The following is a 23,854-nucleotide window of genomic DNA, read 5'->3' on the forward strand; positions in this document are numbered from 1 at the left end:
ATTTTTGCAACGTTTATATCACATCACTAGAAAGTTTGGTATTATATGTTTTTAGAACAACTTCCCCAACAACTGGTTAATGGTATTATTCTGGGCAGTATCTATGCCTTACTTGCCCTTGGATACACCATGGTGTATGGGATTATTAAATTGATTAACTTTGCTCATGGCGATATTTATATGCTGGGGGCATTCATTGGGTATTATGCGATTAGCGCTTTGCACATGAATCTTTGGATGGCTTTGATTGTGACAATGATTACAACGGCTATTTTTGGGATGCTTATCGAATTTCTGGCCTATAGACCTTTGCGCCATTCGACACGTATTTCTGCTTTGATTACAGCAATTGGGGTATCCTTCTTGCTGGAGTATGGCATGGTCTTTTTGGTCGGTGCTAACACGCGTTCATTCCCACAAGCTATTAAAATTGTCAATTACCACATTGGTTCGATTACTGTAACCAATATTCAGTTGCTTATCCTTATTGTGGCTCTTGTTTTGATGGTGGCTCTTCAAATTATCGTTAGAAAAACGAAAATGGGGAAAGCCATGCGTGCAGTATCTGTTGACAGCGACGCAGCAGAATTGATGGGGATTAACGTCAATTCAACCATCAGCTTTACCTTTGCTCTTGGTTCAGCACTAGCTGGTGCTGCAGGTGTCTTGATTGGATTGTACTACAATTCAATTGAGCCGTTGATGGGAATGACTCCAGGTATTAAAGCCTTTGTCGCTGCCGTTCTCGGTGGTATTGGTATCATTCCAGGGGCTGCTTTAGGTGGTTTTGTCATTGGAATTTTGGAAACGTTATCCATTTCTCTAAATCTTTCAAGCTATCGTGATATCGTTGTGTACGGTGTTTTGATTATCATTTTATTAGTAAGACCAGCTGGTATTCTCGGTAAAAACGTAAAAGAAAAGGTGTAGAAAATGAAAAAAAATCTAAAAGTAAATCTTTCATGGCTGGCCTTGATTGTTGTTCTTTATGCCATTTTAGAGGTTTTAACCCGCACAAATATTTTAAACTTGTACTACGTGCAAATTTTGATGGGGATTGGTATTAGTATCTTGATGGGGCTTGGAACCAACTTGGTTCTTGGCTTCTCAGGGCAATTCACCTTGGGGCAGGCTGGTTTCATGGCTATCGGTGCTTACGCAACAGCCATCATGACTCAGCAAAATCCAACTTACGGTGGCTTTTACCTATCAATGCTCGTTGGGGTTCTCATTGCCGTTGTGGTTGCCCTTATTTTTGGGATTCCGACCTTGCGGTTGAAGGGGGACTATCTGGCCATCGCAACCTTGGGTATGGCTGAGATTATCCGTATCTTGATTGTCAATGGTGGCGATTTGACTAACGGAGCTGCTGGTTTGACTGGTATTTTACCTTATACTACATGGCCTGTTATCTTTGCTTTTGTTGTGGTGATTACCATTTTAGTCTTGAATTTCCTACGTTCATCAATGGGACGTCAGGTGATTGCCGTTCGTGAAGATGAAATTGCAGCCGAAGCTATGGGTGTCAACGTGACCAAGATGAAAGTGCTGATTTTTGTGATGGGGGCTATTATTTCATCTATCGCAGGTTCGCTTTATGTGGGTTACATCGGTACAGTTGTTCCTAAAGATTTCACCATTATGAAATCTATCGACTACTTGATTATCGCCGTTCTTGGTGGACTTGGTTCTATTACAGGAACGATTTTAGCGGCGGTTGCCCTAGGTATTTTGAATATGTTCTTGCAAAATATCTCAAATCTTCGTATGATTATCTATTCTCTTGCCCTCATTTTGGTTATGATTTTCCGACCAGGAGGACTTTTGGGAACGAAGGAATTCACGTTATCTCGATTCTTTAACAAAACTAAGGGAGGTAAGCAGTAATGGCACTTCTTGATGTTAAAAAGCTCACCAAAAATTTTGGCGGATTGACAGCCGTAGGTGATGTTACCATGCATCTCAATGAAGGTGAATTGGTTGGCTTGATTGGTCCAAACGGTGCTGGAAAAACCACACTTTTCAACTTGTTAACAGGTGTTTATGAGCCAAGTGAGGGAACTGTGTCACTTGATGGTACCATTTTAAATGGCATGAAACCTTATAAAATTGCGTCTTTGGGCTTGTCGCGTACCTTCCAAAACATTCGTTTGTTTAAGGAAATGACGGTTTTGGACAATGTTTTGATTGGGATGGCTAATCAAACTTCTCCGCATCTTTTAGCTAGTTTCTTGCGCTTGCCAAAATACTACCAAAGCGAGGAAGAATTGCGTCAAAAGGCCTTGGATTTATTGGCTATTTTCAATTTGGAAACAGAAGCTGATACTCTTGCTAAAAATCTTCCTTATGGGCAACAACGCCGTTTGGAAATTGTGCGTGCCTTGGCAACCAAACCCAAAATTCTCTTTTTGGACGAGCCAGCAGCAGGGATGAACCCGCAAGAAACAGCAGAATTGACAGAACTCATCCGCAAAATCAAAGACGAATTTAATATCACGATTATGCTAATCGAACACGATATGAGCCTTGTCATGGAAGTAACAGAGCGCATCTATGTGCTTGAATATGGTCGTCTGATTGCCCAAGGAACACCAGACGAAATCAAGACCAACCAACGTGTTATTGAAGCTTACTTAGGAGGTGAAGGGTAATGGCGATGTTAAAAGTGGACCACTTGTCTGTGCATTACGGTGTGATTCAAGCGGTTAAGGATGTTTCTTTTGAAGTCAATGAAGGCGAAGTCGTGACCCTTATCGGTGCTAATGGAGCTGGTAAAACCTCTATTCTCCGTACGATTTCAGGTTTGGTGCGTCCAAGTGCTGGCGAAATCAACTTTTTAGGAAAAGAGATTCAGAAAGAGCCAGCTCGTAAAATTGTGGCTTCTGGTTTGTCGCAAGTTCCTGAAGGCCGACACGTTTTTCCAGGAATGACGGTTTTAGAAAACCTTGAACTAGGTGCCTTTTTACGCCGTGACCGTGAAGAAAATCAAAAGAATTTGAAGAAAATTTTTGACCGTTTCCCACGTTTGGAAGAACGTAAATCACAAGACGCTGCAACCTTGTCAGGTGGTGAACAGCAAATGCTTGCTATGGGAAGAGCCTTGATGAGTCAACCCAAATTATTGCTTTTAGATGAACCATCAATGGGATTGGCGCCAATTTTCATTCAAGAAATCTTTGACATTATCCAAGATATCCAAAAACAAGGAACAACAGTCTTGTTGATTGAGCAAAATGCCAACAAAGCCTTAGCCATCGCTAACCGTGGTTACGTTTTGGAAACAGGTAAGATTGTCTTGTCAGGAACAGGTGAAGAATTATTGGCTTCTGAAGAAGTGCGTAAAGCTTACCTAGGAAGCTAGTGATAATTGCCAATAGTATCACTTGACTGCAACTAGCATGAACCATTTCCCTGATATCAAAAGAAAGCGTTATATGGTATAATAGTTGCGAAAAAAGGATTTGGAGAAATGATATGCCAGTAAAAGATTTTATGACGAAAAAAGTTGTCTATGTGTCGCCTGATACGACAGTAGCGCACGCGGCTGATATGATGCGCGAGCAAAAGTTACGCCGCTTGCCTGTTATTGAAAACGATAAACTTGTCGGTCTTGTCACTGAAAGAACCATGGCAGAAGCTAGCCCTTCTAAAGCAACGAGCTTGTCCATTTATGAAATGAATTACCTGCTCAATAAAACCAAGATTCGCGACGTGATGATTCGAGAAGTGGTGACGGTTTCCCCTTACGATAGGCTGGAAGATGCGATTTACCTCATGATGAAAAATCACGTTGGTATTTTGCCTGTTGTGGAAAACAATCGCGTACATGGTATTATCACCGATAAAGATGTTTTCAAAGCCTTTCTTGAAATTTCAGGATATGGCGAAGAAGGGGTGCGGGTCATTATCTCAGCAGATGATACTGTGGGCACTCTGGCTAAAATCACAGAAACCATTTCAGCGGATAATCTAAATATCAAACGCACGGTGGTTGCCACACGCAAGTCTGGTAAAGTTGCTATTGAAATTCAAATTGACGGAAAAGTGGATCCATCGCATTTAGAAAAAGCCTTGCTGGCCAAGGGTATTCAAGTGGATTCTATTGAATTGACAGAAGCCAAATCATTGGATTAACAAGGATTTAGCTAGGTTGTTACACAAGTCTATTTAGGTGCTGCCATATTCGGTAGTGCCTTTTTGCTATATTTTTGATAGAATAGAAGTAATAAGTTTGGAAGGAATTTTCATGAAAAACGGAGTAATCATCTCTTTTGAGGGACCTGACGGATCTGGTAAAACCAGCGTTTTAGAACGCATCATTCCACTATTGCAAGCGCAAGGGCTTAGTGTCTTGGCGACACGAGAGCCAGGTGGTGTGGCGATTGCAGAGCGGATTCGAGAGGTGATTTTAGACGTCCATCACGTTAATATGGACTATAAGACGGAATTGCTTTTGTATATGGCAGCACGTCGTCAACACTATGTGGAAAAAGTCTTGCCAGCCTTGGAAAATGGGAAGATTGTACTGATTGACCGCTTTATTGATAGCTCGATTGCTTATCAGGGCGCAGGGCGTGGTTTGGATGAGGCGACCATTACACAACTCAATGATTTTGCAACAGACGGTCGTAAACCTGATATTACCATTTATTTGGATATCGAATCAGAACTTGGCTTGCAACGCATTGCTCAAAATGCTGAACGTGAGGTCAATCGTCTGGATTTGGAAAAATTAGATATGCACCAACGCGTGCGTCAAGGCTATTTGCGTTTGGCAGAACAGGAAAAAGACCGTATTGTGACCATCGATGCCTCACGTGACTTGGACAGCGTCGTTGAAGAGGTGTATCAGGTGATTTTACAACACTTAGCGTAGGTAGTAGGAAAATGAAAATGGATTTGGAAAGCTTGCAGCCTCATCTTTTTGAGGAATTCAATCACATCTTAAGGTCAGATAGGATGAGCCATGCCTATCTTTTTTCTGGAGATTTTGCGAGCTTGGACTTTGCCCTTTACTTAGCTAAAAGCCGTTTTTGTGAGCATTTTCAAGATGGCTTGCCTTGTGGCAAGTGCCGTGAATGTGTTCTCATCGCTGAGAATGAATTTTCAGATGTGAAACAAATCAAGCCAACAGGTCAAGTTATTAAAACAGATACGATTCGTGACTTGTTGCGGGACTTTTCACGCTCAGGTTTTGAGAGCCAATCGCAAGTTTTTATCATTCAGGATTGTGACAAGATGCATCCAAACGCCGCTAATAGCCTGTTAAAATTCATTGAAGAGCCGCAAAGTTCGTCTTATATGATTTTGCTGACGAGTGATGAAAGCAAGGTCTTGCCAACCATTAAGAGCCGTACCCAAGTCATTCGTTTTCCAAAAAACGAGGCGCTATTACGCAAACAGGCTGAAGAAGCTGGTGTTTTAAAGACACAGGCAGAGATTTTGGTTGCCTTGGCTAAGACGCCCCAACACCTTGAAAAATTGATACAGGATAAAAAGGTTGAGGAGTTGTTGCAAGCGAGCGAGCGTTTTGTCGCTACCTTGTTTAAAGACACGGATACGGCTTATTTGGAAGTCAATGAGTTGGTGAAGTTGGCTCCTGAAAAAAGCGAGCAAGAGTTGGCTTTTCAGGTGTTGACTTTGTATTTATCCAAACACCTCGAGCGCAAACAAACTTTGGTTTATTTGGAAAAGGCTTATCAAGCTCAGCAAATGTGGAAAAGTAATGTGAGTTTTCAAAACGTATTAGAATATATGGTGGTTTCATGACAGAAGTATTGCGTATCAAATATAAAGAAACAGGTGGCATTGCCTATGTCTTGCCTAATCGCTGCTACAAACTTGGCGAGCAGGTGGTTGTCAAAAACAAAAAAGGCAATCGCTTAGCAGAAGTGGTCTGCGAAAATCAGGACATTGACGACACAAAATTACCAGCTGAAATGGATGTGATTTCGCGAGCAGCTGATGCCAAGGATATCAAGCATTATCAAGACAATAAAGCCTTTGCCAAAGACTCTTTTGAGGCTGTTAATCACTTGGTTGCTCTCAATCAATTGCAGATGAAGGTCATTGATATCGTCTTTCCTTTGGAGCGCGATTATGTGCTTATCACTTTTTCGGCGGAAGAACGGGTTGATTTTCGAAAATTGCTGCGTGATTTGGCTAGTCATTTCAAGACAAGGATTGAATTAAGACAGATTAACAATCGGGAGGAAACCAAGGTTTACGGCGGTTTGGGCCCTTGTGGTCGTACGCTTTGTTGCTCAACTTTTCTGGGTGAATTTCCACCTGTTTCCATCAAAATGGTTAAAAATCAAGGCATGTCACTGAGCACAGGCAAGACAACTGGTCGCTGTGGTCGCCTCATGTGTTGCTTGAGTTTTGAGGATGATTTTTACAGAGAAGCCAAGGAAAAATTCCCTGATGTGGGAAGTGACATCGAAACGGCAGAAGGTGTGGGAAGTGTGGCCAGCATTGACGTCTTTTCAGATACCATTAAAGTGAAATTTCCTGAAAAACACGCCCTATTAACATATACTTTAGATGAGGTCAAACGATATGGATAAGAAAAAATTATTTGATGCTTTTGACGGTTTTTCGCAAAATTTGATGATTACATTGGCTGAAATTGATGCCATGAAAAAACAAGTCCAATCGCTTTTGGAAGAAAACACCGCATTGCGTCTTGAAAATGATAAATTAAGAACGCGCCTTGCTCAATTGGAAGAAAATGCTTCGGCTAAGACCTCTAAACAAGGAAAACGCTATATTGAAAGCATCTACCACGATGGCTTCCACATCTGCAACGATTACTACGGACAACGTCGTGAAAATGATGAGGAGTGCATGTTTTGTATGGAAGTGCTAGATAGAGAGTGAGGTTGTGATGCAGGTCCAAAAAAGTTATCATAACGCTTCTACGACAGGTGAATTGTATCTTGTTCCAACGCCTATCGGCAACTTTCAAGACATGACTTTTAGAGCGGTTGAGGTTTTGCAGACGGTGGATTTTGTCTGTGCAGAAGACACTCGAAACACAGGAATTTTGCTGAAACACTTTGATATACCGGTAAAACAGATTAGTTTTCACGAGCACAATGCCTATGACAAAATTCCTGAGTTGATTGCCCTGTTAAAAGACGGCAAACGTTTGGCACAGGTATCTGATGCAGGGATGCCGTCCATTTCTGACCCAGGTCATGATTTGGTCAAGGCAGCTATCGAAGAAGGTATTCCTGTCATTTCTTTGCCAGGGGCATCGGCTGGTATTACCGCATTGATTGCCAGTGGTTTGGCGCCTCAACCCCATGTGTTCTACGGTTTTCTTCCCAGAAAAGCTGGGCAGCAAAAAGAATTTTTTGAGAGCAAGAAAGCCTATCCTGAAACGCAAATTTTCTATGAATCACCTTATCGCGTGTTGGATACGCTTAGCAATATGCAGGACATTTATGGCGACCGCCCCATCGTTCTTGTCCGTGAATTAACCAAAATTTACGAAGAATACCAACGAGGAACGATTTCAGAAATCATGGAGCATATCACCCAAGTGCCTTTGAAGGGGGAGTGTCTTTTGATTGTATCGGGGCAAGATGAAACAGCTATTCCCCAAGAAAGTGTGGCTCTGAGCGACATTCCAGACTTGGTCAATGACTTGATTGCCTCAGGAGAAAAAACAAATCAAGCCATCAAAAAAGTTGCTAAAACCTATGGTTTAAAACGCCAAGAGGTTTACAACGCTTATCACAATATTGATTAAATATCCAAAAGAGTCGAGTTGCTAGCACGACTCTTTTTGTGTTATAAAATATGACATAATCTAACGACAAACATTTCGGGTAAAAGCTTACATCAGATGTATTTGGGGAAAAGTGGAAGAAAAAGCGGTTTTGTTTGAGAAAAGATAGTCGTTTGTCTTAAAAACAAGTAACATTCTAGGTTATAAATGCAGAAAATTTAGAAATTTTTTGTAAAAAGTATTGCTTTTAGGAAAACTTAGTGTTATATTATCTAACATAATAACTCAAGTCATTGAGGTTGACATCTTTAGGAAGTGGCTTTTTATCCAAAAGTCGTGGTAAAGAGAGTAAAGGAGATAGGATATGAATTCAGGAAGTATAGCGTTTATCATTATTTGCGCGAGTTTGGTTTTTCTTATGACACCGGGTCTGGCTTTCTTCTATGGTGGCTTAGGGAGGCGTAAGAATGTCATCAACACGATGATGATGTGTGTCTTGCCGATTGCTCTGGCGTCAGTGATGTGGATTGTTTGTGGGTATTCTCTTTCTTTTGGTGGAAAAGGGGATATCATCGGAAATCTGTCCCATGTCTTTCTAAATGGTGTCAGTGAAACAACAAGCACACGTGGTCTAGAAATTCCAGATGCCTTATTTGCAGCATTTCAAATGATGTTTCCGATTATTACGGTTGCCATTTTAACAGGGGCAGCTGCAGGGCGTATGCGTTTTAGTGCTTTGATTATCTTTATTGTTTTTTGGCTCTTATTGGTCTATTTCCCATTTGCTCATATGGTTTGGGATGAAGGGCTTCTTGCTAAATGGGGAACCATTGACTTTGCTGGTGGCGATGTGGTTCATATCACGTCAGGGGTGTCAGGTTTGGTTCTAGCCTTGATGCTTGGTAAACGTCGTGACTATCATCGTTTGGAATACCGTCCTCACAACGTACCATTTGTCTTTTTAGGAGCTGGTATCCTTTGGTTTGGTTGGTTTGGTTTTAACGCTGGGTCAGCTCTTGCAGCAGATGGACTTGCGGTTCATGCTTTTATCACAACACATATCGCAGCAGCATCAGCCCTATTATCATGGATGATTGTTGAAAAAATCATGGCGGGTCGTTTCTCACTTGTAGGCGCGTCAACAGGTTTGGTAGCAGGGCTTGTTGCGATCACACCAGGGGCAGGTTTTGTATCAACTTGGAGTTCTCTTATCATTGGTCTTTGTGTGAGTCCTATTTGTTACTTTGCTATTTCTGTTTTGAAACCAAAATTAGCTTATGATGATGCCTTGGATGCCTTTGGTTGTCACGGTATCGGTGGTATCTTTGGTGGTCTAGCAACAGCTATTTTCACAACGCCAGAATTGGCTCTTGATTCGCATAATGTTGGTTTGATTTATGGCAATGCTCACTTGCTTTTGGTCACAGTAGCTGCTATTATCTTTACAATTGTTTGGTCAGCGGTAGCAAGTTTTGTGATTATCAAAGTCATTTCGCTCTTTATGGACATCCGTGTGGAAGAACGTTTGGAAGCAATTGGTCTTGATGATGCTGAGCATAAAGAAACAGCCTACCCAACCTTCATGGGATTGGATTCTTAATAAAAGCGAGGAAGTGACATTATGAAAAAAGTAGAAGCCATTATTCGAGCAGACCGCTTGGAAGATTTAAAGGATGCCCTGTCTAAGAAGAATCTGACCAATGGCATGACTGTCAGTCAGGTTTTGGGCCACGGCAAGCAACGTGGATTTGCGGAATATGTTCGTGGTCAAAAAATTGTGCCAACCTTACTGGCAAAAGTTAAGGTGGAAATCGTGGTTTGCGATGCTTTGGTGGATGATGTGGTGAGTAGTATCTGCCAGACTGTTCGGACAGGCGATGTCGGCGATGGGAAGATTTTTATCATTCCAGTTGATGAGGTGATTCGCATTCGGACAGGCGAAAAGGGCAGAGATGCTCTCTAATCAAAAAAACGAGGACGGCTAAGTCCTCATTTTTGGCTTTTAGGCCATGATTTTAGTACCGTGGGCGGCTTGGGCACCCGTTTGTTTAATCAAATCTTGGTAGTTTTCTGCTGTCACGCCACCGCCAATCATGATTTCAATGCGACCGTCAGCATATTCAACCAAGTCTTTCAAGTGGGTGATGTTTTCAGTAATTGGGTTATTTTGAGCAGACCCATGTGTCAAAATACGCGTGAAGCCTAAGTCCACCAATTGGTCAATGGCTTCTGTTTGTTGATCAAGTGGGATATGGTCAAAAGCCATGTGGAAAACTAGCGGCAAGCCCTGTGTTGCTGGCAAGAGTTGTTCAATAGCGTCTTGGTCAATGAGGTTGTCCTCGGTTAACAATCCCAAAACCAAGCTATCACTTTCTAATTCCACCGCGCGTAAAATATCATCTTCCATGATGCGCAATTCACTATCATTATAGACAAAATTCCCTCCACGCGGACGAATCATAGTGGCTAGGGCAATGCTTTTTTCATGGAGATAGCGCGCTGCTTCCTTGATAACCCCATAAGAGGGAGTCGTACCGCCAACGGCTAAGTTATCGCACAATTCAACGCGTTTAATCGTATCATCGAGCTGGTTAAGGCGTGTGGTATTTTCTGCACAAAATTCTTTAATAATCATGAAAACTCCTTTTCTAGTCCTTCGTTATCATTATAACATGATTATTTATAAATCATTTGAGTAAAAATCTTAAAAATCTTTACAAAATTCAGAATATTATGCTATAATTTATAACAATTATAACGGAGGTATTTTTATGACAATTTACAATTTCTCTGCAGGTCCTGCAGTGTTGCCAAAACCCGTGCTTGAACAAGCACAGCGTGAAATGCTTGACTACCAAGGTAGCGGCATGAGTGTTTTAGAAATGTCCCACCGTTCCAAAGAGTTTGACCACATTATTAAAGAAGCAGAACGCTTGTTGCGTGAATTGATGGCGATTCCTGATAATTATAAGGTACTGTTTCTTCAAGGTGGTGCATCAACGCAATTTACAATGCTGCCTTTGAATCTAGCAAAGGGGCGTAAAGCGTACTATCTCGTTGGAGGATCATGGGGGAAAAAAGCTTATGCAGAAGCTGTAAAATTGTCCAAAACCATTCCTTTTGAGCCTGTTTTGTTGGCATCGTCTGAGGATACGGTGTATGACCATATTCCAACATTTGACCCTAAAACCATTGATCCAGAAGCCGCTTATGTGCATATCACAACCAACAATACCATTGAGGGAACAGCCATTTATGACCTTCCTGATACCAATGGTGTGCCGATTGTCGCTGATATGTCGTCTAATATTTTAGCTGCGCGCTACAATGTGGAAGATTTTGCGGTTATTTATGCAGGCGGTCAAAAGAACATTGGTCCTGCAGGTGTGACTGTGGTTATTATCCGCGAAGATTTCCTAAACGACGAGCCAACTTTGTCATCAATGCTGGATTATCGCATCCAAGCAGAGGCAGGTTCGCTCTACAATACCCCACCAGCTTATAGCATTTACATTTCAAAATTGGTTTTTGAGTGGGTCAAGGCCTTTGGTGGTGTGGATAAAATGGAAGAAGCCAATCGTGAAAAATCAGGACTTTTGTACGATTTCATTGACCAGTCTGATTTTTACACCAATCCTGTTAAAAATCCAGCCCAACGTTCTGTTGCCAATGTTCCTTTTGTGACACCAAGTAAAGAATTGGATGCGCAGTTTGTGGCAGAAGCGACAGCGCTTGGCTTTAAAAACATCAAAGGGCACCGCTCAGTTGGAGGCATGCGTGCAAGTCTTTACAACGCATTCCCACGTCAAGGTGTGGTGGATTTGATTGCCTTTATGAAGCAATTTGAAGCTGAAAATAAATCTAACTAATGCCCTTTTTACAGCAGAAATGTTATACAATAGGTGTATATCAATAAAAAAGAGGTAATAAAATGGAGATTAGACAAGCTTTTCCCAATGAAGTGACACCAATCATGCGAGTAATTGAGGATGCTAGAAAGCAATTAGCTGCAAGTGGTAGCAACCAGTGGCAAGGGACTTACCCTGATGAAAATACCATTTATGATGATATTTTAGCTGGTCAAGCTTATGTAGGCTTATTGGATGGGGAAATTGTTGCCCATGCTGCGGTGGTGATTGGGGTTGAACCTGCTTATGAAAAGATTTACGATGGTCATTGGCAGCACAATAATCACCAATACGTCACCTTTCACCGTGTGGCGGTCTTATCGCGCGTGACAGGGCAAAAAGTCGCTCAAACCTTTCTTCAAGGCTTGATTGAAGGGACAAAAGGGCATGATTTTCGTTGCGATACCCACGAGAAAAACCTTGCTATGCAGCATATTTTGACCAAACTCGGTTACGTTTATTGTGGAAAAGTCCCTGTTGATGGGGAACGTCTAGCTTATCAAAAAATCAAAACTAAGGCTGAGAATGCCTTTTATCAAGAAGTTGATGAGGCGGACCACCATAGTTTGTAACAAATAAGAGAAAAGGGAGGCTGCCTGCAGCCTTGGAGTGAAGTCTATGGTCTATAGTGTTAAGACGTTTAATAATATCAATCAAGTGGGTCTAAAGGAATTAGGCAATCATTTTCAGGTAGATGGTGATTTGGCAGATAATCCTGATGCTTATATTTTGCGGAGCCAAAATCTGCACGGGACAACATTTCCAGATAATCTCAAAGCTATTGCGCGTGCGGGTGCTGGTACGAATAATATTCCGATTGACGAGGCAACGGCAGCAGGGATTGTGGTTTTTAACACCCCAGGTGCCAATGCAAATGCCGTCAAAGAAGCTGTTTTAGCATCTCTTTTGATGTCTGCGCGTGATTACATTGCTGCAAATAAATGGGTCAATACCTTGTCAGGTGATGACGTTCCCAAACAAGTTGAAGCAGGCAAAAAACAATTTGCAGGTAGTGAAATTTCAGGTAAAACCCTTGGTGTCATTGGACTTGGTGCCATTGGTGGTCGCATTGCCAACTACGCTCAACGTCTAGGTATGAATGTCATGGGCTATGACCCTTATGTGTCTATTGAAACGGCTTGGAATATTTCACACCATGTCAAACGCGTGGACGATGTGAAAGAGATTTTTGCCAATGCGGATTACATCACTGTTCATGTGCCTTTGACTGATGAAACCCGTCACACTTTTAATAGCGAAGCCTTTGCCTTGATGCCAAAGGGAACTGTGATTATCAACTTTGCCCGTGGTGAATTGGTGGATAATGCTGCACTTTTTGATGCGATTGAAACTGGCGTTGTTAAACGCTATATCACTGATTTTGGGACAGAAGAGCTTTTAAATAAAGATAAAATCACGGTTTTCCCACACGTTGGTGGTTCAACGGCAGAAGCTGAGTTGAATTGTGCGATTATGGCTGGTAAAACAATTCGTCAATTTATGGAAACAGGTGAAATCACCAATTCTGTGAATTTCCCAAATGTGCATCAGGCTTTGACGGCGCCTTATCGCATTACCTTGATTAACAAAAATGTGCCAAATATCGTGGCGAGAATTTCAACCGCCGTGTCTAACCTAGGCATTAACATTGACAATATCATTAACCGTTCAAAAGGCGAGTACGCATATACTTTGCTTGATTTGGACGAAACAGACAAAGCGAAAATTGATGATTTGGTAGCAACCTTTGAAGCCAGCGACAACATCGTTCGTGTGCGCTTAATTACCAAAAAATAAAGCCAGTTCCCTATTACCTCGCGTGGGTGATAGGGGCTTTTGTTTTTCCTTCCCACCGCTTTTTGCTATAATGAAATCAGTTAAACCTCTAGCATTTGGAAAGGCACTGACGATGTTGATGCGAAGCTATTACCCTTCTCCCTTGGGAACTATCAGTTTGTTGGCAGATGAGCATGGCTTGCTGGGATGCTACTTTGTCGGGCAAAAGTATTTTGAAAATGGCTACCGCGACCAAGCGATTGTGGAGGGTGATTCTATCTTTTTAGCAGATGCAACAGCGTGGTTAGATGCTTATTTTGCTGGTGAAAATCCTAAAGCTGAGGACGTGGTTTTAGCTCCCCAAGGAACGGCTTTTCAACAAAGCGCGTGGCAGGTTTTGAGGGAGATTCCTTATGGAAAAACGATGACTTATGGGGAAATTGCCCAAAAAATCCAGTGTGCATCTGCCCAAGCAGTCGGTGGTGCTGTCGGAAAAAATCCTTTGTCTGTCTTTGTTCCTTGTCATCGGGTTTTAGGAAGTCAAGGGCAGTTAACGGGATATGCTGGAGGACTAGAGCGGAAACGTTGGCTTCTATCCCATGAAGGGGTCACGTTTTAGAAAAGAGGACATGATGTTAACATTTTATGAATACCCAAAATGCAGTACTTGCCGTCGTGCTAAAGCAGATTTACAGAAATTAGGAGTGGATTTTAAGGCAGTTGATTTGACGGTGGATACACCCACAGCAGAGCAACTAAAGAAATGGATGCAAGAGTCCGATTACACGATAAAGAACTTTTTCAACACCAGCGGTCAGGCTTACCGCGCTTTGGGCTTGAAAGATAAGGTTGATAGTCTTTCCATTGATGAGGCGGCTGAGTTGCTGGCTTCAGACGGCATGTTGATTAAGCGTCCCGTACTAGTCAAGGACAATCGTGTCTTGCAACTGGGTCACCGTAAGTCTTACCGTGATTTATTTGAATAAGTAAAATACCTCGGAGAACAGCATCTCTGAGGTATTTTTTATGCTTACAAATCAATTTCCAAAAGAATTGGGGTGTGGTCTTGGCGAGCGCCTGAGTCAATCATTTCAGATTTGACGATTTTATCGGCAATGCGATTTGATGTGAGCCAATAGTCAATCCGCCAGCCAGCATTGTTGATTTTGCTGGTTTTGCTGCGTTGTGCCCACCAGCTATAGACATTTGGAATGTCGCCATGAATATAACGGAAAGTGTCGGTAAAGCCCTTAGCCAACAAATGAGTAAAGCCTGAACGTTCTTCATCTGTGAAACCAGGTGAACGACGGTTGGCACTTGGGTGAGCTAAGTCAATTTCCTTGTGGGCAACATTGTAATCGCCAGTTGCCAAAACAGGTTTCTTTTGGTCCAATGATGCCAAGTAATCTGCGTATTTTTCATCCCAAATTTGGCGATCGGCTAAGCGTCTTAACCCATCCCCAGCATTTGGCGTATAAACTTGGGTAACATAGTAGTGCTCAAATTCAAGGGTGATGATACGTCCTTCACAATCCATGGTGTCAGGGGCATCAATTTCAGGGTAAGAAATACTTGGGTTTAAGCCCTTTTTGTAAAGAAACATGGTACCAGCGTAGCCTTTTCTAGCAGGTTCAACAGACGAACGCCAAGCGATTTCATAATCTGGGAAATAGTCTTGTAAGATTTGCAGGTGTTTTTTCGTTGGGCCTTTGGCAGACAATTTGGTTTCTTGGATAGCGATGATGTCAGCTTCTTCCGCGACTAAGGTATCAATAACCGCGCGTGACAAAACGGCGCGTGCAGAATCGCTGGTCAAGGCAGCGTTAAGCGAGTCGATATTCCATGAGATTAATTTCATAAGGTAAAACAGGTCTTCTTTCTATACTTTGCTACCTGCTATTCTACCAAAAAATCCCCCATCCAGCGATAAATTTGATTATTCTGATTGATTTACGCTATAAGGGATCACAGAAATGTGGTATAATGAAGTGTTATCAATAAAGGAGTTTCATTAGCTTCGATTTGAAAGGAAAGAAAATGACGAGTAAACAACCTTTTTACATTACGACACCGATTTACTACCCATCAGGTAAGCTTCACATTGGTTCAGCTTACACGACAATTGCTTGTGACGTTTTAGCCCGTTACAAACGCATGATGAACCACGAAGTCTTTTATTTAACAGGACTTGACGAACACGGTCAAAAAATTCAACAAAAAGCAGAAGAAGCAGGTATCACGCCACAAGCTTACGTTGACGGCATGGCTGCTGACGTTAAAAAATTGTGGGAAATGCTTGATATTTCTTATGACAAATTTATCCGCACAACAGATGACTACCATGAAAAAGTGGTGGCTGATGTGTTTGAAAAATTGTTGGCACAAGATGACATTTATTTGGGCGAATATTCAGGTTGGTATTCAGTTTCAGATGAAGAATTTTTCACAGAAAGCCAATTAGAAGAAGTTTTCCGTAACGAAAAAGGGGAAGTCATTGGTGGTATTGCCCCTTCTGGTCATGAAGTTGAGTGGGTTTCTGAGGAGTCATACTTCCTTCGCTTAGGCAAATACGCTGACCGCTTGGTTGACTTTTTCCATGCTCACCCTGATTTTATTCAGCCTGAAGGTCGTATGAACGAAATTATCAAAAACTTCATTGAACCTGGTCTTGAAGATTTGGCTGTGAGCCGTACGTCATTTACATGGGGTGTCAAAGTGCCATCTAATCCAAAACACGTGGTATATGTGTGGATTGATGCTCTATTGAACTATGTGACTGCTCTTGGTTACGACCAAGAAGATCACGCCAACTTTGACAAATTCTGGAACCAAGGTACTGTTTTCCACATGGTTGGTAAAGATATCTTGCGTTTCCACTCTATTTACTGGCCAATTATGTTGATGATATTGGACATGAAATTGCCAGAACGCTTGATTGCTCACGGTTGGTTTGTCATGAAAGACGGTAAAATGTCTAAATCAAAAGGTAACGTGGTTTACCCTGAAATGCTGGTAGAACGTTACGGTTTAGATCCACTTCGTTATTACCTCATGCGTTCTCTTCCAGTCGGTTCAGATGGAACCTTCACGCCTGAAGATTACGTTGGACGTATCAATTATGAGTTGGCAAATGACCTTGGAAACTTGCTCAACCGTACCGTTGCCATGATTAACAAATATTTTGACGGTAAGGTTCCAACATATGTGGAAAATGTGACAGCCTTTGATGCGGATTTGGCGGCTGTCGTGGCAGAAAATATCGCAGAATACCACAAACAAATGAACGCAGTTGATTACCCACGTGCTTTGGAAGCCGTTTGGAACATCATCTCACGTACTAATAAATACATTGACGAAACAGCGCCTTGGGTTCTTGCTAAAGACGAGGCTAAACGCGATGAATTGGCAGCTGTAATGGCACATTTGGCGGCTAGTCTGCGCGTGGTGGCTCATTTGATCCAACCATTTATGATGAGCACCTCAGATGCTATCATGGAACAACTTGGTCTTGGCAATGATTTTGACCTTGAAAACTTGACCTTGGCTGGTTTCCCAGAAGGTATCACAGTAGTTGCTAAAGGAACACCAATCTTCCCACGTCTTGATATGGAAGAAGAAATTGACTACATCAAAGCCAACATGGGAGCTGGTGCAGTTGTTGCCGAAGAAAAAGAATGGGACCCAGCAGACGTTGAACTTAACAATGAGAAAAAAGCCATTAAATTTGATGATTTTGACAAGGTTGAAATCCGTGTCGCTGAAGTCAAAGAAGTGTCTAAAGTTGAAGGCTCTGAAAAACTCTTGAAATTCCGCTTGGATGCCGGTGATGGTGAAGACCGTCAAATCCTTTCAGGTATCGCGAAATACTATCCAAACGAACAAGAATTAGTGGGAAAAAAATTACAAATCGTAGCTAATTTGAAACCACGGAAAATGATGGGCTTGCTCAGTCAAGGAATGATTTTATCAGCTGAACACGATGGCCATTTAACTGTTTTAACAGTGAATCCAAGTGTTCCAAACGGCAGCCAAATTGGCTAAGAGAGCAGAATATTCAGCCTCAAATCAGAGGCTGAGTATTTGTTTGTTGAGGAATGAAACTCCTTTCAAGAAATGACAGTTTATTTTCATTTAAGTTTCCTTTGCTAGATTTTAAGGGACTTTTAACTGAAAAAACGAATAGAATTGAGAAAAACAGATGAGTTTAACGATTTTATCCAGAGCGGATTACGAACAAGTGAGTGCCTCTTTTAAAGAACGCTCGTTTATGCAGTCTGTCGAAATGGCAGATTTACTTGAAAAACGTGGGTTTGAGGTGACTTTTCTAGGTTTGGAGGCAGACGGAGCTATCCAGGTGGCTGGCATTTTGTATAGCAAGGCGATGACAGGTGGGCTTCACATGGAAATCAATTCAGGTCCAGCTTCTAAGAACCCAGCCTATCTTTCAGACTTTTATCGGGAATTACAAGCCTACGCCAAGGAAAATGGCGCCTTGGAGCTGATTGTCAAACCTTATGACATTTATCAAAGTTTTGATACCCATGGCAATCCCAACGACGATGAAAGACCAGAATTGATTACAGATTTGACAGACCTTGGCTATCACTATGATGGTTTGCAGACGGGCTACCCTGATGGTGAACCAGATTGGCATTATGTCAAGGATTTGACAGGCTTGACACCTGAAACGCTACGCAACTCCTTCAGTAAAAAAGGACGCCCTTTGGTTAATAAGACCAATTCTTTCGGTATCAAGGTGCGTCGCCTCAAACGTGATGAATTGTCTATTTTTAAAGAAATCACAGCTTCCACATCAGCAAGACGCGATTATCAAGACAAGCCTTTAGATTATTATGAGGACTTTTATGATAGTTTTGGGGATAATTGTGAATTTATGATTGCGACTTTGAATTTTAAAGATTATCTAAACAACCTTCAAGAAGGTTATGATGATATTGCGGCTCAGTTAGCGGTTTTAAATCAAAAAATTGCTGACGGGGTCAACTCAGCTAAGGTTAACAAACAAAAAGCGCAGTTGGATAAGCAAATTGCCACTTTTGACGTTCGTATCAAGGAAGCTAAGGACTTGATTGCTCAGCACGGTTCAGAAGATGTGGTCTTGGCAGGTAGTCTCTTTATCTACACACCACAAGAAGCGGTTTACCTTTTCAGCGGTTCTTACACCGAATTTAACAAATTCTACGCACCAGTAGTGCTGCAAGAGCACGTCATGACAGAAGCTATTAAACGTGGCATTACCTTTTATAACTTCCTTGGTATTCAAGGTGTTTTCGACGGTAGCGATGGTGTCCTTCGTTTCAAACAAAATTTCAATGGTTACATTGTCCGTAAAATGGGGACTTTCCGTTATTACCCACGCCCTAGATTGCATAAAGCCATTACAGCAGTGAAAAAGTTGTTAGGAAGAGCCTAACCATTCGTCAAAACGAGCTTACGGGCTCGTTTTTTGATATACTAGATATAGTAACAACAAGGAGAGAAAAATGACTTTTGAAGAGATTTTACCAGGATTAAAAGCGAAGAAAAAATACGTGCGTACAGGCTGGGGCGGTGCCGAAAACTACGTGCAATTGTTTGACAGTATTGAGCAAAACGGTGTGGCTTTGCCAGTGACCCCTTATTTCCTCATCAACGTTTCTGGTGAGGGCGAGGGCTTTTCTACGTGGTCACCGACCCCTTGTGACGTTTTAGCGACCGATTGGGTGGAAGTCCATGACTAAGGTGCTTATCACAGGCGTCAGTTCTGGCATTGGACTGGCACAAGCTCGTCTTTTTTTGAAAAATGGCTGCGCAGTTTATGGGGTTGACAAATCAGAAGCCCCTGATATTCAAGAAGAGAATTTTCATTTTTTGCAGTTGGATATCACAGGGAATTTAGCTGCGCTTTTTGATGTTGTGCCTGATGTGGATATCCTATGCAATACGGCAGGTATTCTCGATGCTTACAAGCCCTTGCTGGCTATATCAGATGACGAAATAGCAGATGTTTTTCAGACCAATTTCTTTGCAACCGTTGCTATTACTCGCCATTATTTAGCCAAGATGGTGGAACGACAAGCGGGCATCATTATCAATATGTGTTCGATTGCGTCTTTTATGGCAGGTGGGGGTGGAGCAGCCTATACAGCGAGCAAACACGCACTTGCAGGTTTCACCCGCCAGCTTGCCCTTGATTATGCCAAAGACAAGGTTCAGGTTTTTGGTATTGCACCAGGTGCGGTTAAGACAGCCATGACAGCTAGTGATTTTGAACCAGGCGGGTTGGCTGATTGGGTAGCTCAAGAAACCCCAATTGGACGTTGGAGTAGCCCTGACGAAATAGCAGAATTAACAGGCTTTTTAGCCTCAGGCAAAGCCAGCTCTATGCAGGGCGAAATTGTTAAAATTGACGGTGGCTGGAGTTTGAAGTAGGAGAAAACTATGAATGCACAAGAACTTTGGAACAAGTATAAGAAAATGAATCCTTCAATCGGAGATGACATTGACGCTTGGCAATTTGGTACGGAAGCTGATGCGTTGGCACAGTTGGTCCTTGAGGAAACCAAAACGGCGACAGCACCGGCCTATGATTTGTACCACATTGACAATGTCCCCCTGCCTGAAGTTGGGTCTTATGATGTGATTTTAGATAGCAAAGACCGAGCAGTTTGCATTATTCAGATTAAAAAAGTCTCTGTTGTACCTTTTAAAGAAGTCTCGGAGAAGCATGCTTTCAAAGAAGGTGAGGGTGATAAATCGCTTGCTTACTGGCGAGATGTTCACGAAGCATTTTTCAAACCCTATTTTAAAGAATGTGGGTTGACATTCACACCAGAAAGCTTAATCGTTTTAGAAGAATTTGAAGTGGTTTATCCCACAGTTTAGTAAGATACGATAGGAGGAAATTCATGAAATTAGCCATTTTAGGAACAGGAAAAATCGTTGACGAGGTCTTGCCTGTTTTAAAAGAAATCAACGGCATTGCGATTGAAGCTATTTTGTCAACGCCACGCAGTTTAGAAAAAGCGCACCAATTGGCGAAGCTTTACGACATCACTCAGGTGACTAGCGACTATGATAGCCTTTTGGCAAATCCAAACGTTGATACGGTTTATGTTGCCCTGCCGAATCACCTTCATTATGCCTATGCCAAGAAGGCTTTGCTGGCGGGCAAACACGTGATTTGTGAGAAGCCTTTTACAATGACCTTAGACGAATTTGAAGACTTGACTCAGATTGCCGAGCAGCAGCAACGCATTTTGCTAGAAGCCATTACCAATCAATATTTGGGTAATTTCACCTCTATCAAGGCCAATCTTGCCAAGTTAGGTGAGATTAAGATTGTTACCTGTAATTATTCCCAATATTCGTCGCGTTATGATGCTTTCAAGCGCGGGGAAATTGCGCCAGCCTTTGACCCACAAAAAGGTGGCGGTGCCCTCCGTGATTTAAATATTTATAATATTCATTTGGTGGTAGGCTTGTTTGGGAAACCGCAACGGGTACAGTATCTGGCTAATATGGAGCGTGAGGTGGATACGTCTGGTATTTTGCTTATGGACTATGGCGATTTCAAAGCGGTTTGTATCGGTGCCAAGGATTGTGCGGCAGAACTGACTTCAACTATTCAGGGCAATAAAGGTTCTTTGGCCATTCTTGGTGCTACCAATACCTTGCCCGAAATAGCACTGGCACTCAATGAAGAAAGCAAGACGATTATCAACGAAAACACGCTCAATCACCGAATGCACGATGAATTTGTGGCCTTTCAAGCTATTATTGAGCAAGAAAATATGACAGCTACCAAGCTTGCCCTAGACCATAGCCGCTTGGTTATGGAAGTCTTGGAACAAGCTGTTCAAATTATGTGGCATCAGTAACTTAAAAATCATGTTCAGTTATGTTAATTATGGTATAATGGAATAGATTGTGTGAGAAAGTACAAAGTATTCGCACGCTACTCTATATTTATAAGGAATATTAGTCATGTCAAATTATGCAATTATTTTAGCCGCTGGTAAAGGAACTCGTATGAAATCAGACTTGCCAAAAGTGCTTCATCAAGTATCCGGTCTGACCATGCTAGAACACGTTTTTCGTGCTGTATCAGCCTTAAATCCAGAAAAAAACGTGACGGTTATCGGGCACAAAGCCGATATGGTTCGTGACGTTTTAGCAGGTCAATCAGAATTTGTTCTTCAAACAGAGCAATTAGGAACAGGTCACGCTGTCATGATGGCAGAGGAAGAATTGGCTGGTCTTGAGGGGCAAACCCTTGTTATCGCTGGGGATACTCCTTTGATTACAGGTGACAGTTTGAAACAGTTGGTTGATTTTCATATCAGCCATAAAAATGTAGCGACTATTTTAACAGCTACTGCTGACAATCCTTTTGGTTACGGACGTATTATCCGCAACGAAAATGGCGAAGTGCTTAAAATCGTTGAACAAAAAGACGCTTCTGAATTTGAACGCCAAGTCAAAGAAATCAATACAGGAACTTATGTCTTTGATAACAAACGTTTATTTGAAGCCCTCAAAAACATTAACACCAACAATGCCCAAGGGGAATATTACTTGACGGATGTCATTTCTATTTTCCGTAATAGTGGTGAAAAAGTTGGGGCTTATGTGCTTCATGATTTTGATGAAAGTCTTGGGGTCAATGACCGCGTGGCACTAGCAACTGCCGAAGAGATTATGCGTCGCCGTATCAACCACAAACACATGGTGAATGGCGTAACCTTCCAAAATCCTGCTGCGACTTACATTGACGTTGATGTGGAAATCGCCCCTGATGTCACTATCGAAGCCAATGTCACTCTAAAAGGCCACACAACAATCGGTACAGGCTCAGTCTTGACTAATGGCACTTATCTTGTTGATGCAACTATTGGTGAGCAAGTCGTGATTACCAACTCAATGATTGAACAATCTGTTGTAAAAGACGGCGTAACCATTGGTCCATTTGCCCATGTTCGTCCTGATTCAACCCTTGAAAAGAATGTTCATATTGGTAACTTCGTCGAAGTTAAGTCATCACTTGTTGGTGAGGATACTAAAGCAGGGCATTTGACTTATATTGGCAATGCGACCGTAGGACACGACGTGAATTTTGGTGCAGGTACGATTATTGCCAACTATGATGGCCAGCACAAATTCAAGACCACCATCGGTAACAACGCTTTTGTAGGAAGCAATTCGACCATCATTGCTCCTCTTACTATTGGTGACAATGCCTTGACAGCTGCGGGTTCTACCATTTCTATGGATATTGAAAAAGACGCCTTAGCTATCGGACGCGGACGCCAAGTCAACAAAGCTGGCTATGCCCTCAACAAACCTCACCACCCAAACAATAAAAAGAAATCGTAATAGCATGGAATCTGAGATGAGGGTCTCAGGTTCTTTATTTGCCTTGCGCTTTTAGATTTTTTTAGCATTTTTGCGTTATCATAGTAAGGATATTTTGACAATAATGGCATTTCTGGCAAATTTATAGTAGAATCAAACGTGAAAGGTATTTTAAAGGTAGAGCAGATGGATTTTGAGGAAAAAACAATTAAACGCACTGAGGTTTTTGATGGGCATATTTTTAAGGTTGTCGTGGATGACGTGGAATTGCCTAATCAATTAGGGCAAGCTAAACGGGAATTGATTTTTCACGGTGGGGCGGTGGCCGTTTTGCCAGTGACCAAGGACAATCGCATTGTCTTGGTTAAGCAGTACCGCAAGGCGATTGAAAAAGTGTCTTATGAAATTCCAGCAGGGAAATTGGAAGCTGGTGAAGCTCAGCATGAGCAAGAAGCTGCGGCGCGTGAATTGGAAGAAGAAACAGGCTACTCAGGACAATTAACAAAAATCTATAATTTTTACACTGCAACAGGCTTTTGCAATGAAAAAATCAGATTGTATCTTGGAACTGATTTGCAAAAAGTGCCGAATCCTCGTCCGCAAGATGACGATGAAGTCCTTGAAATCTTGGAGTTGACTTATGCAGAATGCATGGATTTGGTTGCTTCGGGAGCTATCGAGGATGCTAAAACGATTATCGCCCTACAATATTACGCGTTAACATTTGGAGGAAACTTGTAATGGGAAAACCACTTTTAACAGACGAGATAATCGAGCGTGCTAACCGTGGTGAACTTTTTTATGATGACATGATGACTGACGATGAAGAAACGAAAGTTATTCGGACAGATCGTTACGACAGCATTATACCGCCTGAAGAGTATGCTGAGAGAGGCTTTTTAGAAAGATGGACCAACCGCAAGCAAAAGGATCAGTTCGTCTATAAAAGCCGTCGGATTGAAAATGTCAAGCGAAGCCGTTTTCAACGCAAATTAAACTTGGCGATATTGATTATCTTTCTTTTGCTAGTGGCGTTATTCTACGCTGTGTTTAAACTCTAAGAAAGCGAGAAAAGGAGGAC

Annotated in this window: 28 protein-coding genes; 26 read left to right on the plus strand and 2 right to left on the minus strand. The window is 42.0% G+C overall.

Features of this window, described 5'->3' with window-relative positions; genetic code table 11:
* Positions 1–45 precede the first annotated feature (45 nt).
* From HFK82_RS00790 to HFK82_RS00845, 12 genes are all read left to right on the plus strand, one after another.
* Positions 46–930 carry a branched-chain amino acid ABC transporter permease gene (locus HFK82_RS00790; protein ID WP_168260452.1) on the plus strand — a complete coding sequence of 295 codons (885 nt, stop codon included), beginning with the start codon at positions 46–48 and terminating at the stop codon, positions 928–930.
* Positions 931–933: 3 nt separating this feature from the next.
* Positions 934–1,887, plus strand: a complete 954-nt coding sequence (locus HFK82_RS00795; RefSeq protein ID WP_154454569.1) for a branched-chain amino acid ABC transporter permease — start codon at positions 934–936, stop codon at positions 1,885–1,887.
* Positions 1,887–2,651, plus strand: coding sequence for an ABC transporter ATP-binding protein (locus HFK82_RS00800; protein ID WP_154454570.1), 765 nt, complete (start codon positions 1,887–1,889; stop codon positions 2,649–2,651). Before HFK82_RS00795 ends, HFK82_RS00800 begins: the two co-directional genes overlap by 1 nt.
* A complete protein-coding gene (locus tag HFK82_RS00805) occupies positions 2,651–3,361 on the plus strand; it encodes an ABC transporter ATP-binding protein (RefSeq protein WP_168260453.1) in 711 nt (236 codons plus the stop codon). The genes HFK82_RS00800 and HFK82_RS00805 overlap by 1 nt, the downstream gene beginning before the upstream one ends.
* Positions 3,362–3,474: 113 nt before the next feature.
* Complete coding sequence (locus tag HFK82_RS00810; RefSeq protein WP_154454572.1) at positions 3,475–4,134, plus strand: CBS domain-containing protein; 660 nt, start codon at positions 3,475–3,477, stop codon at positions 4,132–4,134.
* Positions 4,135–4,246: 112 nt separating this feature from the next.
* Positions 4,247–4,876, plus strand: coding sequence for a dTMP kinase (tmk, locus tag HFK82_RS00815; RefSeq protein ID WP_168260454.1), 630 nt, complete (start codon positions 4,247–4,249; stop codon positions 4,874–4,876).
* Between the two features lie 17 nt (positions 4,877–4,893).
* Positions 4,894–5,769: a DNA polymerase III subunit delta' gene (locus tag HFK82_RS00820; RefSeq protein ID WP_168260455.1), complete on the plus strand. Its 876-nt coding sequence runs from the start codon at positions 4,894–4,896 to the stop codon at positions 5,767–5,769.
* Positions 5,766–6,566: a regulatory iron-sulfur-containing complex subunit RicT gene (ricT, locus tag HFK82_RS00825; protein ID WP_168260456.1), complete on the plus strand. Its 801-nt coding sequence runs from the start codon at positions 5,766–5,768 to the stop codon at positions 6,564–6,566. The genes HFK82_RS00820 and ricT overlap by 4 nt, the downstream gene beginning before the upstream one ends.
* Positions 6,559–6,879 carry a DNA replication initiation control protein YabA gene (gene yabA / locus HFK82_RS00830; RefSeq protein ID WP_154454576.1) on the plus strand — a complete coding sequence of 107 codons (321 nt, stop codon included), beginning with the start codon at positions 6,559–6,561 and terminating at the stop codon, positions 6,877–6,879. The genes ricT and yabA overlap by 8 nt, the downstream gene beginning before the upstream one ends.
* A 7-nt stretch (positions 6,880–6,886) precedes the next feature.
* On the plus strand, positions 6,887–7,756 hold the full coding sequence (gene rsmI, locus HFK82_RS00835; RefSeq protein WP_154454577.1) for a 16S rRNA (cytidine(1402)-2'-O)-methyltransferase: 870 nt from the start codon (positions 6,887–6,889) through the stop codon (positions 7,754–7,756).
* A 343-nt stretch (positions 7,757–8,099) separates the two neighbouring features.
* Positions 8,100–9,335 carry an ammonium transporter gene (locus tag HFK82_RS00840; protein ID WP_154454578.1) on the plus strand — a complete coding sequence of 412 codons (1,236 nt, stop codon included), beginning with the start codon at positions 8,100–8,102 and terminating at the stop codon, positions 9,333–9,335.
* A gap of 21 nt (positions 9,336–9,356) precedes the next feature.
* Entirely contained in the window at positions 9,357–9,698 is a 342-nt protein-coding gene (locus HFK82_RS00845; protein WP_154454579.1) for a P-II family nitrogen regulator, read from the plus strand.
* A 39-nt stretch (positions 9,699–9,737) separates the two neighbouring features.
* Here HFK82_RS00845 and HFK82_RS00850 read toward each other — a convergent pair whose 3' ends face one another.
* Positions 9,738–10,370 carry a copper homeostasis protein CutC gene (locus HFK82_RS00850; protein ID WP_154454580.1) on the minus strand — a complete coding sequence of 211 codons (633 nt, stop codon included), beginning with the start codon at positions 10,368–10,370 and terminating at the stop codon, positions 9,738–9,740.
* A 136-nt stretch (positions 10,371–10,506) separates the two neighbouring features.
* Between HFK82_RS00850 and serC the strand changes: the two genes are divergently transcribed.
* The 5 genes from serC to HFK82_RS00875 all read left to right on the plus strand — a co-directional run bounded on the left by serC (position 10,507) and on the right by HFK82_RS00875 (position 14,405).
* Positions 10,507–11,604 carry a 3-phosphoserine/phosphohydroxythreonine transaminase gene (gene serC, locus HFK82_RS00855; protein ID WP_168260457.1) on the plus strand — a complete coding sequence of 366 codons (1,098 nt, stop codon included), beginning with the start codon at positions 10,507–10,509 and terminating at the stop codon, positions 11,602–11,604.
* A 62-nt stretch (positions 11,605–11,666) separates the two neighbouring features.
* Positions 11,667–12,215, plus strand: a complete 549-nt coding sequence (locus tag HFK82_RS00860; RefSeq protein WP_154454582.1) for a GNAT family N-acetyltransferase — start codon at positions 11,667–11,669, stop codon at positions 12,213–12,215.
* 46 nt (positions 12,216–12,261) lie between these two features.
* The gene (locus HFK82_RS00865) at positions 12,262–13,440 is read left to right on the plus strand and encodes a 3-phosphoglycerate dehydrogenase family protein (RefSeq protein ID WP_168260458.1); all 1,179 of its coding nucleotides are present in this window, start codon (positions 12,262–12,264) and stop codon (positions 13,438–13,440) included.
* Positions 13,441–13,552: 112 nt separating this feature from the next.
* Positions 13,553–14,038, plus strand: coding sequence for a methylated-DNA--[protein]-cysteine S-methyltransferase (locus HFK82_RS00870; protein ID WP_168260499.1), 486 nt, complete (start codon positions 13,553–13,555; stop codon positions 14,036–14,038).
* Positions 14,039–14,051: 13 nt separating this feature from the next.
* Positions 14,052–14,405, plus strand: coding sequence for an arsenate reductase family protein (locus HFK82_RS00875; protein ID WP_240928794.1), 354 nt, complete (start codon positions 14,052–14,054; stop codon positions 14,403–14,405).
* A gap of 44 nt (positions 14,406–14,449) precedes the next feature.
* Here the strand turns inward: HFK82_RS00875 and HFK82_RS00880 are convergent, their stop codons facing one another.
* On the minus strand, positions 14,450–15,277 hold the full coding sequence (locus tag HFK82_RS00880) for an exodeoxyribonuclease III (protein ID WP_168260460.1): 828 nt from the start codon (positions 15,275–15,277) through the stop codon (positions 14,450–14,452).
* A 179-nt stretch (positions 15,278–15,456) separates the two neighbouring features.
* Between HFK82_RS00880 and metG the strand changes: the two genes are divergently transcribed.
* The 9 genes from metG to macP all read left to right on the plus strand — a co-directional run bounded on the left by metG (position 15,457) and on the right by macP (position 23,834).
* A complete protein-coding gene (gene metG / locus HFK82_RS00885; protein WP_168260461.1) occupies positions 15,457–17,460 on the plus strand; it encodes a methionine--tRNA ligase in 2,004 nt (667 codons plus the stop codon).
* Positions 17,461–17,617: 157 nt separating this feature from the next.
* A complete protein-coding gene (locus HFK82_RS00890; protein WP_168260462.1) occupies positions 17,618–18,853 on the plus strand; it encodes an aminoacyltransferase in 1,236 nt (411 codons plus the stop codon).
* 70 nt (positions 18,854–18,923) lie between these two features.
* Positions 18,924–19,160 carry a DUF2829 domain-containing protein gene (locus tag HFK82_RS00895; protein ID WP_154455406.1) on the plus strand — a complete coding sequence of 79 codons (237 nt, stop codon included), beginning with the start codon at positions 18,924–18,926 and terminating at the stop codon, positions 19,158–19,160.
* A complete protein-coding gene (locus HFK82_RS00900) occupies positions 19,153–19,851 on the plus strand; it encodes a 3-oxoacyl-ACP reductase (RefSeq protein ID WP_154455405.1) in 699 nt (232 codons plus the stop codon). The genes HFK82_RS00895 and HFK82_RS00900 overlap by 8 nt, the downstream gene beginning before the upstream one ends.
* Before the next feature lie 9 nt (positions 19,852–19,860).
* Positions 19,861–20,304 (plus strand): ASCH domain-containing protein, encoded by a 444-nt coding sequence (locus tag HFK82_RS00905; RefSeq protein WP_168260463.1) that lies wholly within the window; start codon positions 19,861–19,863, stop codon positions 20,302–20,304.
* Positions 20,305–20,327: 23 nt separating this feature from the next.
* Entirely contained in the window at positions 20,328–21,299 is a 972-nt protein-coding gene (locus HFK82_RS00910; protein ID WP_168260464.1) for a Gfo/Idh/MocA family protein, read from the plus strand.
* A 106-nt stretch (positions 21,300–21,405) separates the two neighbouring features.
* Positions 21,406–22,794: a bifunctional UDP-N-acetylglucosamine diphosphorylase/glucosamine-1-phosphate N-acetyltransferase GlmU gene (gene glmU, locus HFK82_RS00915; RefSeq protein ID WP_154455402.1), complete on the plus strand. Its 1,389-nt coding sequence runs from the start codon at positions 21,406–21,408 to the stop codon at positions 22,792–22,794.
* Positions 22,795–22,959: 165 nt separating this feature from the next.
* On the plus strand, positions 22,960–23,514 hold the full coding sequence (locus tag HFK82_RS00920; protein WP_168260465.1) for an NUDIX domain-containing protein: 555 nt from the start codon (positions 22,960–22,962) through the stop codon (positions 23,512–23,514).
* On the plus strand, positions 23,514–23,834 hold the full coding sequence (macP, locus tag HFK82_RS00925; RefSeq protein WP_168260466.1) for a cell wall synthase accessory phosphoprotein MacP: 321 nt from the start codon (positions 23,514–23,516) through the stop codon (positions 23,832–23,834). The genes HFK82_RS00920 and macP overlap by 1 nt, the downstream gene beginning before the upstream one ends.
* Positions 23,835–23,854: the final 20 nt, after the last annotated feature.

Source organism: Streptococcus alactolyticus, assembly GCF_012277075.1.
In the GTDB taxonomy this organism is placed as follows: Bacteria; Bacillota; Bacilli; order Lactobacillales; family Streptococcaceae; genus Streptococcus; species Streptococcus alactolyticus.

Bases quoted from the DNA above. Each gene is read 5' to 3' on its own strand.
- HFK82_RS00790 (WP_168260452.1), top strand. From the start codon at position 46: ATGTTTTTAGAACAACTTCCCCAACAACTGGTTAATGGTATTATTCTG.
- HFK82_RS00795 (WP_154454569.1), top strand. From the start codon at position 934: ATGAAAAAAAATCTAAAAGTAAATCTTTCATGGCTGGCCTTGATTGTT.
- HFK82_RS00800 (WP_154454570.1), top strand. From the start codon at position 1,887: ATGGCACTTCTTGATGTTAAAAAGCTCACCAAAAATTTTGGCGGATTG.
- HFK82_RS00805 (WP_168260453.1), top strand. From the start codon at position 2,651: ATGGCGATGTTAAAAGTGGACCACTTGTCTGTGCATTACGGTGTGATT.
- HFK82_RS00810 (WP_154454572.1), top strand. From the start codon at position 3,475: ATGCCAGTAAAAGATTTTATGACGAAAAAAGTTGTCTATGTGTCGCCT.
- tmk (WP_168260454.1), top strand. From the start codon at position 4,247: ATGAAAAACGGAGTAATCATCTCTTTTGAGGGACCTGACGGATCTGGT.
- HFK82_RS00820 (WP_168260455.1), top strand. From the start codon at position 4,894: ATGGATTTGGAAAGCTTGCAGCCTCATCTTTTTGAGGAATTCAATCAC.
- ricT (WP_168260456.1), top strand. From the start codon at position 5,766: ATGACAGAAGTATTGCGTATCAAATATAAAGAAACAGGTGGCATTGCC.
- yabA (WP_154454576.1), top strand. From the start codon at position 6,559: ATGGATAAGAAAAAATTATTTGATGCTTTTGACGGTTTTTCGCAAAAT.
- rsmI (WP_154454577.1), top strand. From the start codon at position 6,887: ATGCAGGTCCAAAAAAGTTATCATAACGCTTCTACGACAGGTGAATTG.
- HFK82_RS00840 (WP_154454578.1), top strand. From the start codon at position 8,100: ATGAATTCAGGAAGTATAGCGTTTATCATTATTTGCGCGAGTTTGGTT.
- HFK82_RS00845 (WP_154454579.1), top strand. From the start codon at position 9,357: ATGAAAAAAGTAGAAGCCATTATTCGAGCAGACCGCTTGGAAGATTTA.
- HFK82_RS00850 (WP_154454580.1), bottom strand. From the start codon at position 10,370: ATGATTATTAAAGAATTTTGTGCAGAAAATACCACACGCCTTAACCAG.
- serC (WP_168260457.1), top strand. From the start codon at position 10,507: ATGACAATTTACAATTTCTCTGCAGGTCCTGCAGTGTTGCCAAAACCC.
- HFK82_RS00860 (WP_154454582.1), top strand. From the start codon at position 11,667: ATGGAGATTAGACAAGCTTTTCCCAATGAAGTGACACCAATCATGCGA.
- HFK82_RS00865 (WP_168260458.1), top strand. From the start codon at position 12,262: ATGGTCTATAGTGTTAAGACGTTTAATAATATCAATCAAGTGGGTCTA.
- HFK82_RS00870 (WP_168260499.1), top strand. From the start codon at position 13,553: ATGTTGATGCGAAGCTATTACCCTTCTCCCTTGGGAACTATCAGTTTG.
- HFK82_RS00875 (WP_240928794.1), top strand. From the start codon at position 14,052: ATGTTAACATTTTATGAATACCCAAAATGCAGTACTTGCCGTCGTGCT.
- HFK82_RS00880 (WP_168260460.1), bottom strand. From the start codon at position 15,277: ATGAAATTAATCTCATGGAATATCGACTCGCTTAACGCTGCCTTGACC.
- metG (WP_168260461.1), top strand. From the start codon at position 15,457: ATGACGAGTAAACAACCTTTTTACATTACGACACCGATTTACTACCCA.
- HFK82_RS00890 (WP_168260462.1), top strand. From the start codon at position 17,618: ATGAGTTTAACGATTTTATCCAGAGCGGATTACGAACAAGTGAGTGCC.
- HFK82_RS00895 (WP_154455406.1), top strand. From the start codon at position 18,924: ATGACTTTTGAAGAGATTTTACCAGGATTAAAAGCGAAGAAAAAATAC.
- HFK82_RS00900 (WP_154455405.1), top strand. From the start codon at position 19,153: ATGACTAAGGTGCTTATCACAGGCGTCAGTTCTGGCATTGGACTGGCA.
- HFK82_RS00905 (WP_168260463.1), top strand. From the start codon at position 19,861: ATGAATGCACAAGAACTTTGGAACAAGTATAAGAAAATGAATCCTTCA.
- HFK82_RS00910 (WP_168260464.1), top strand. From the start codon at position 20,328: ATGAAATTAGCCATTTTAGGAACAGGAAAAATCGTTGACGAGGTCTTG.
- glmU (WP_154455402.1), top strand. From the start codon at position 21,406: ATGTCAAATTATGCAATTATTTTAGCCGCTGGTAAAGGAACTCGTATG.
- HFK82_RS00920 (WP_168260465.1), top strand. From the start codon at position 22,960: ATGGATTTTGAGGAAAAAACAATTAAACGCACTGAGGTTTTTGATGGG.
- macP (WP_168260466.1), top strand. From the start codon at position 23,514: ATGGGAAAACCACTTTTAACAGACGAGATAATCGAGCGTGCTAACCGT.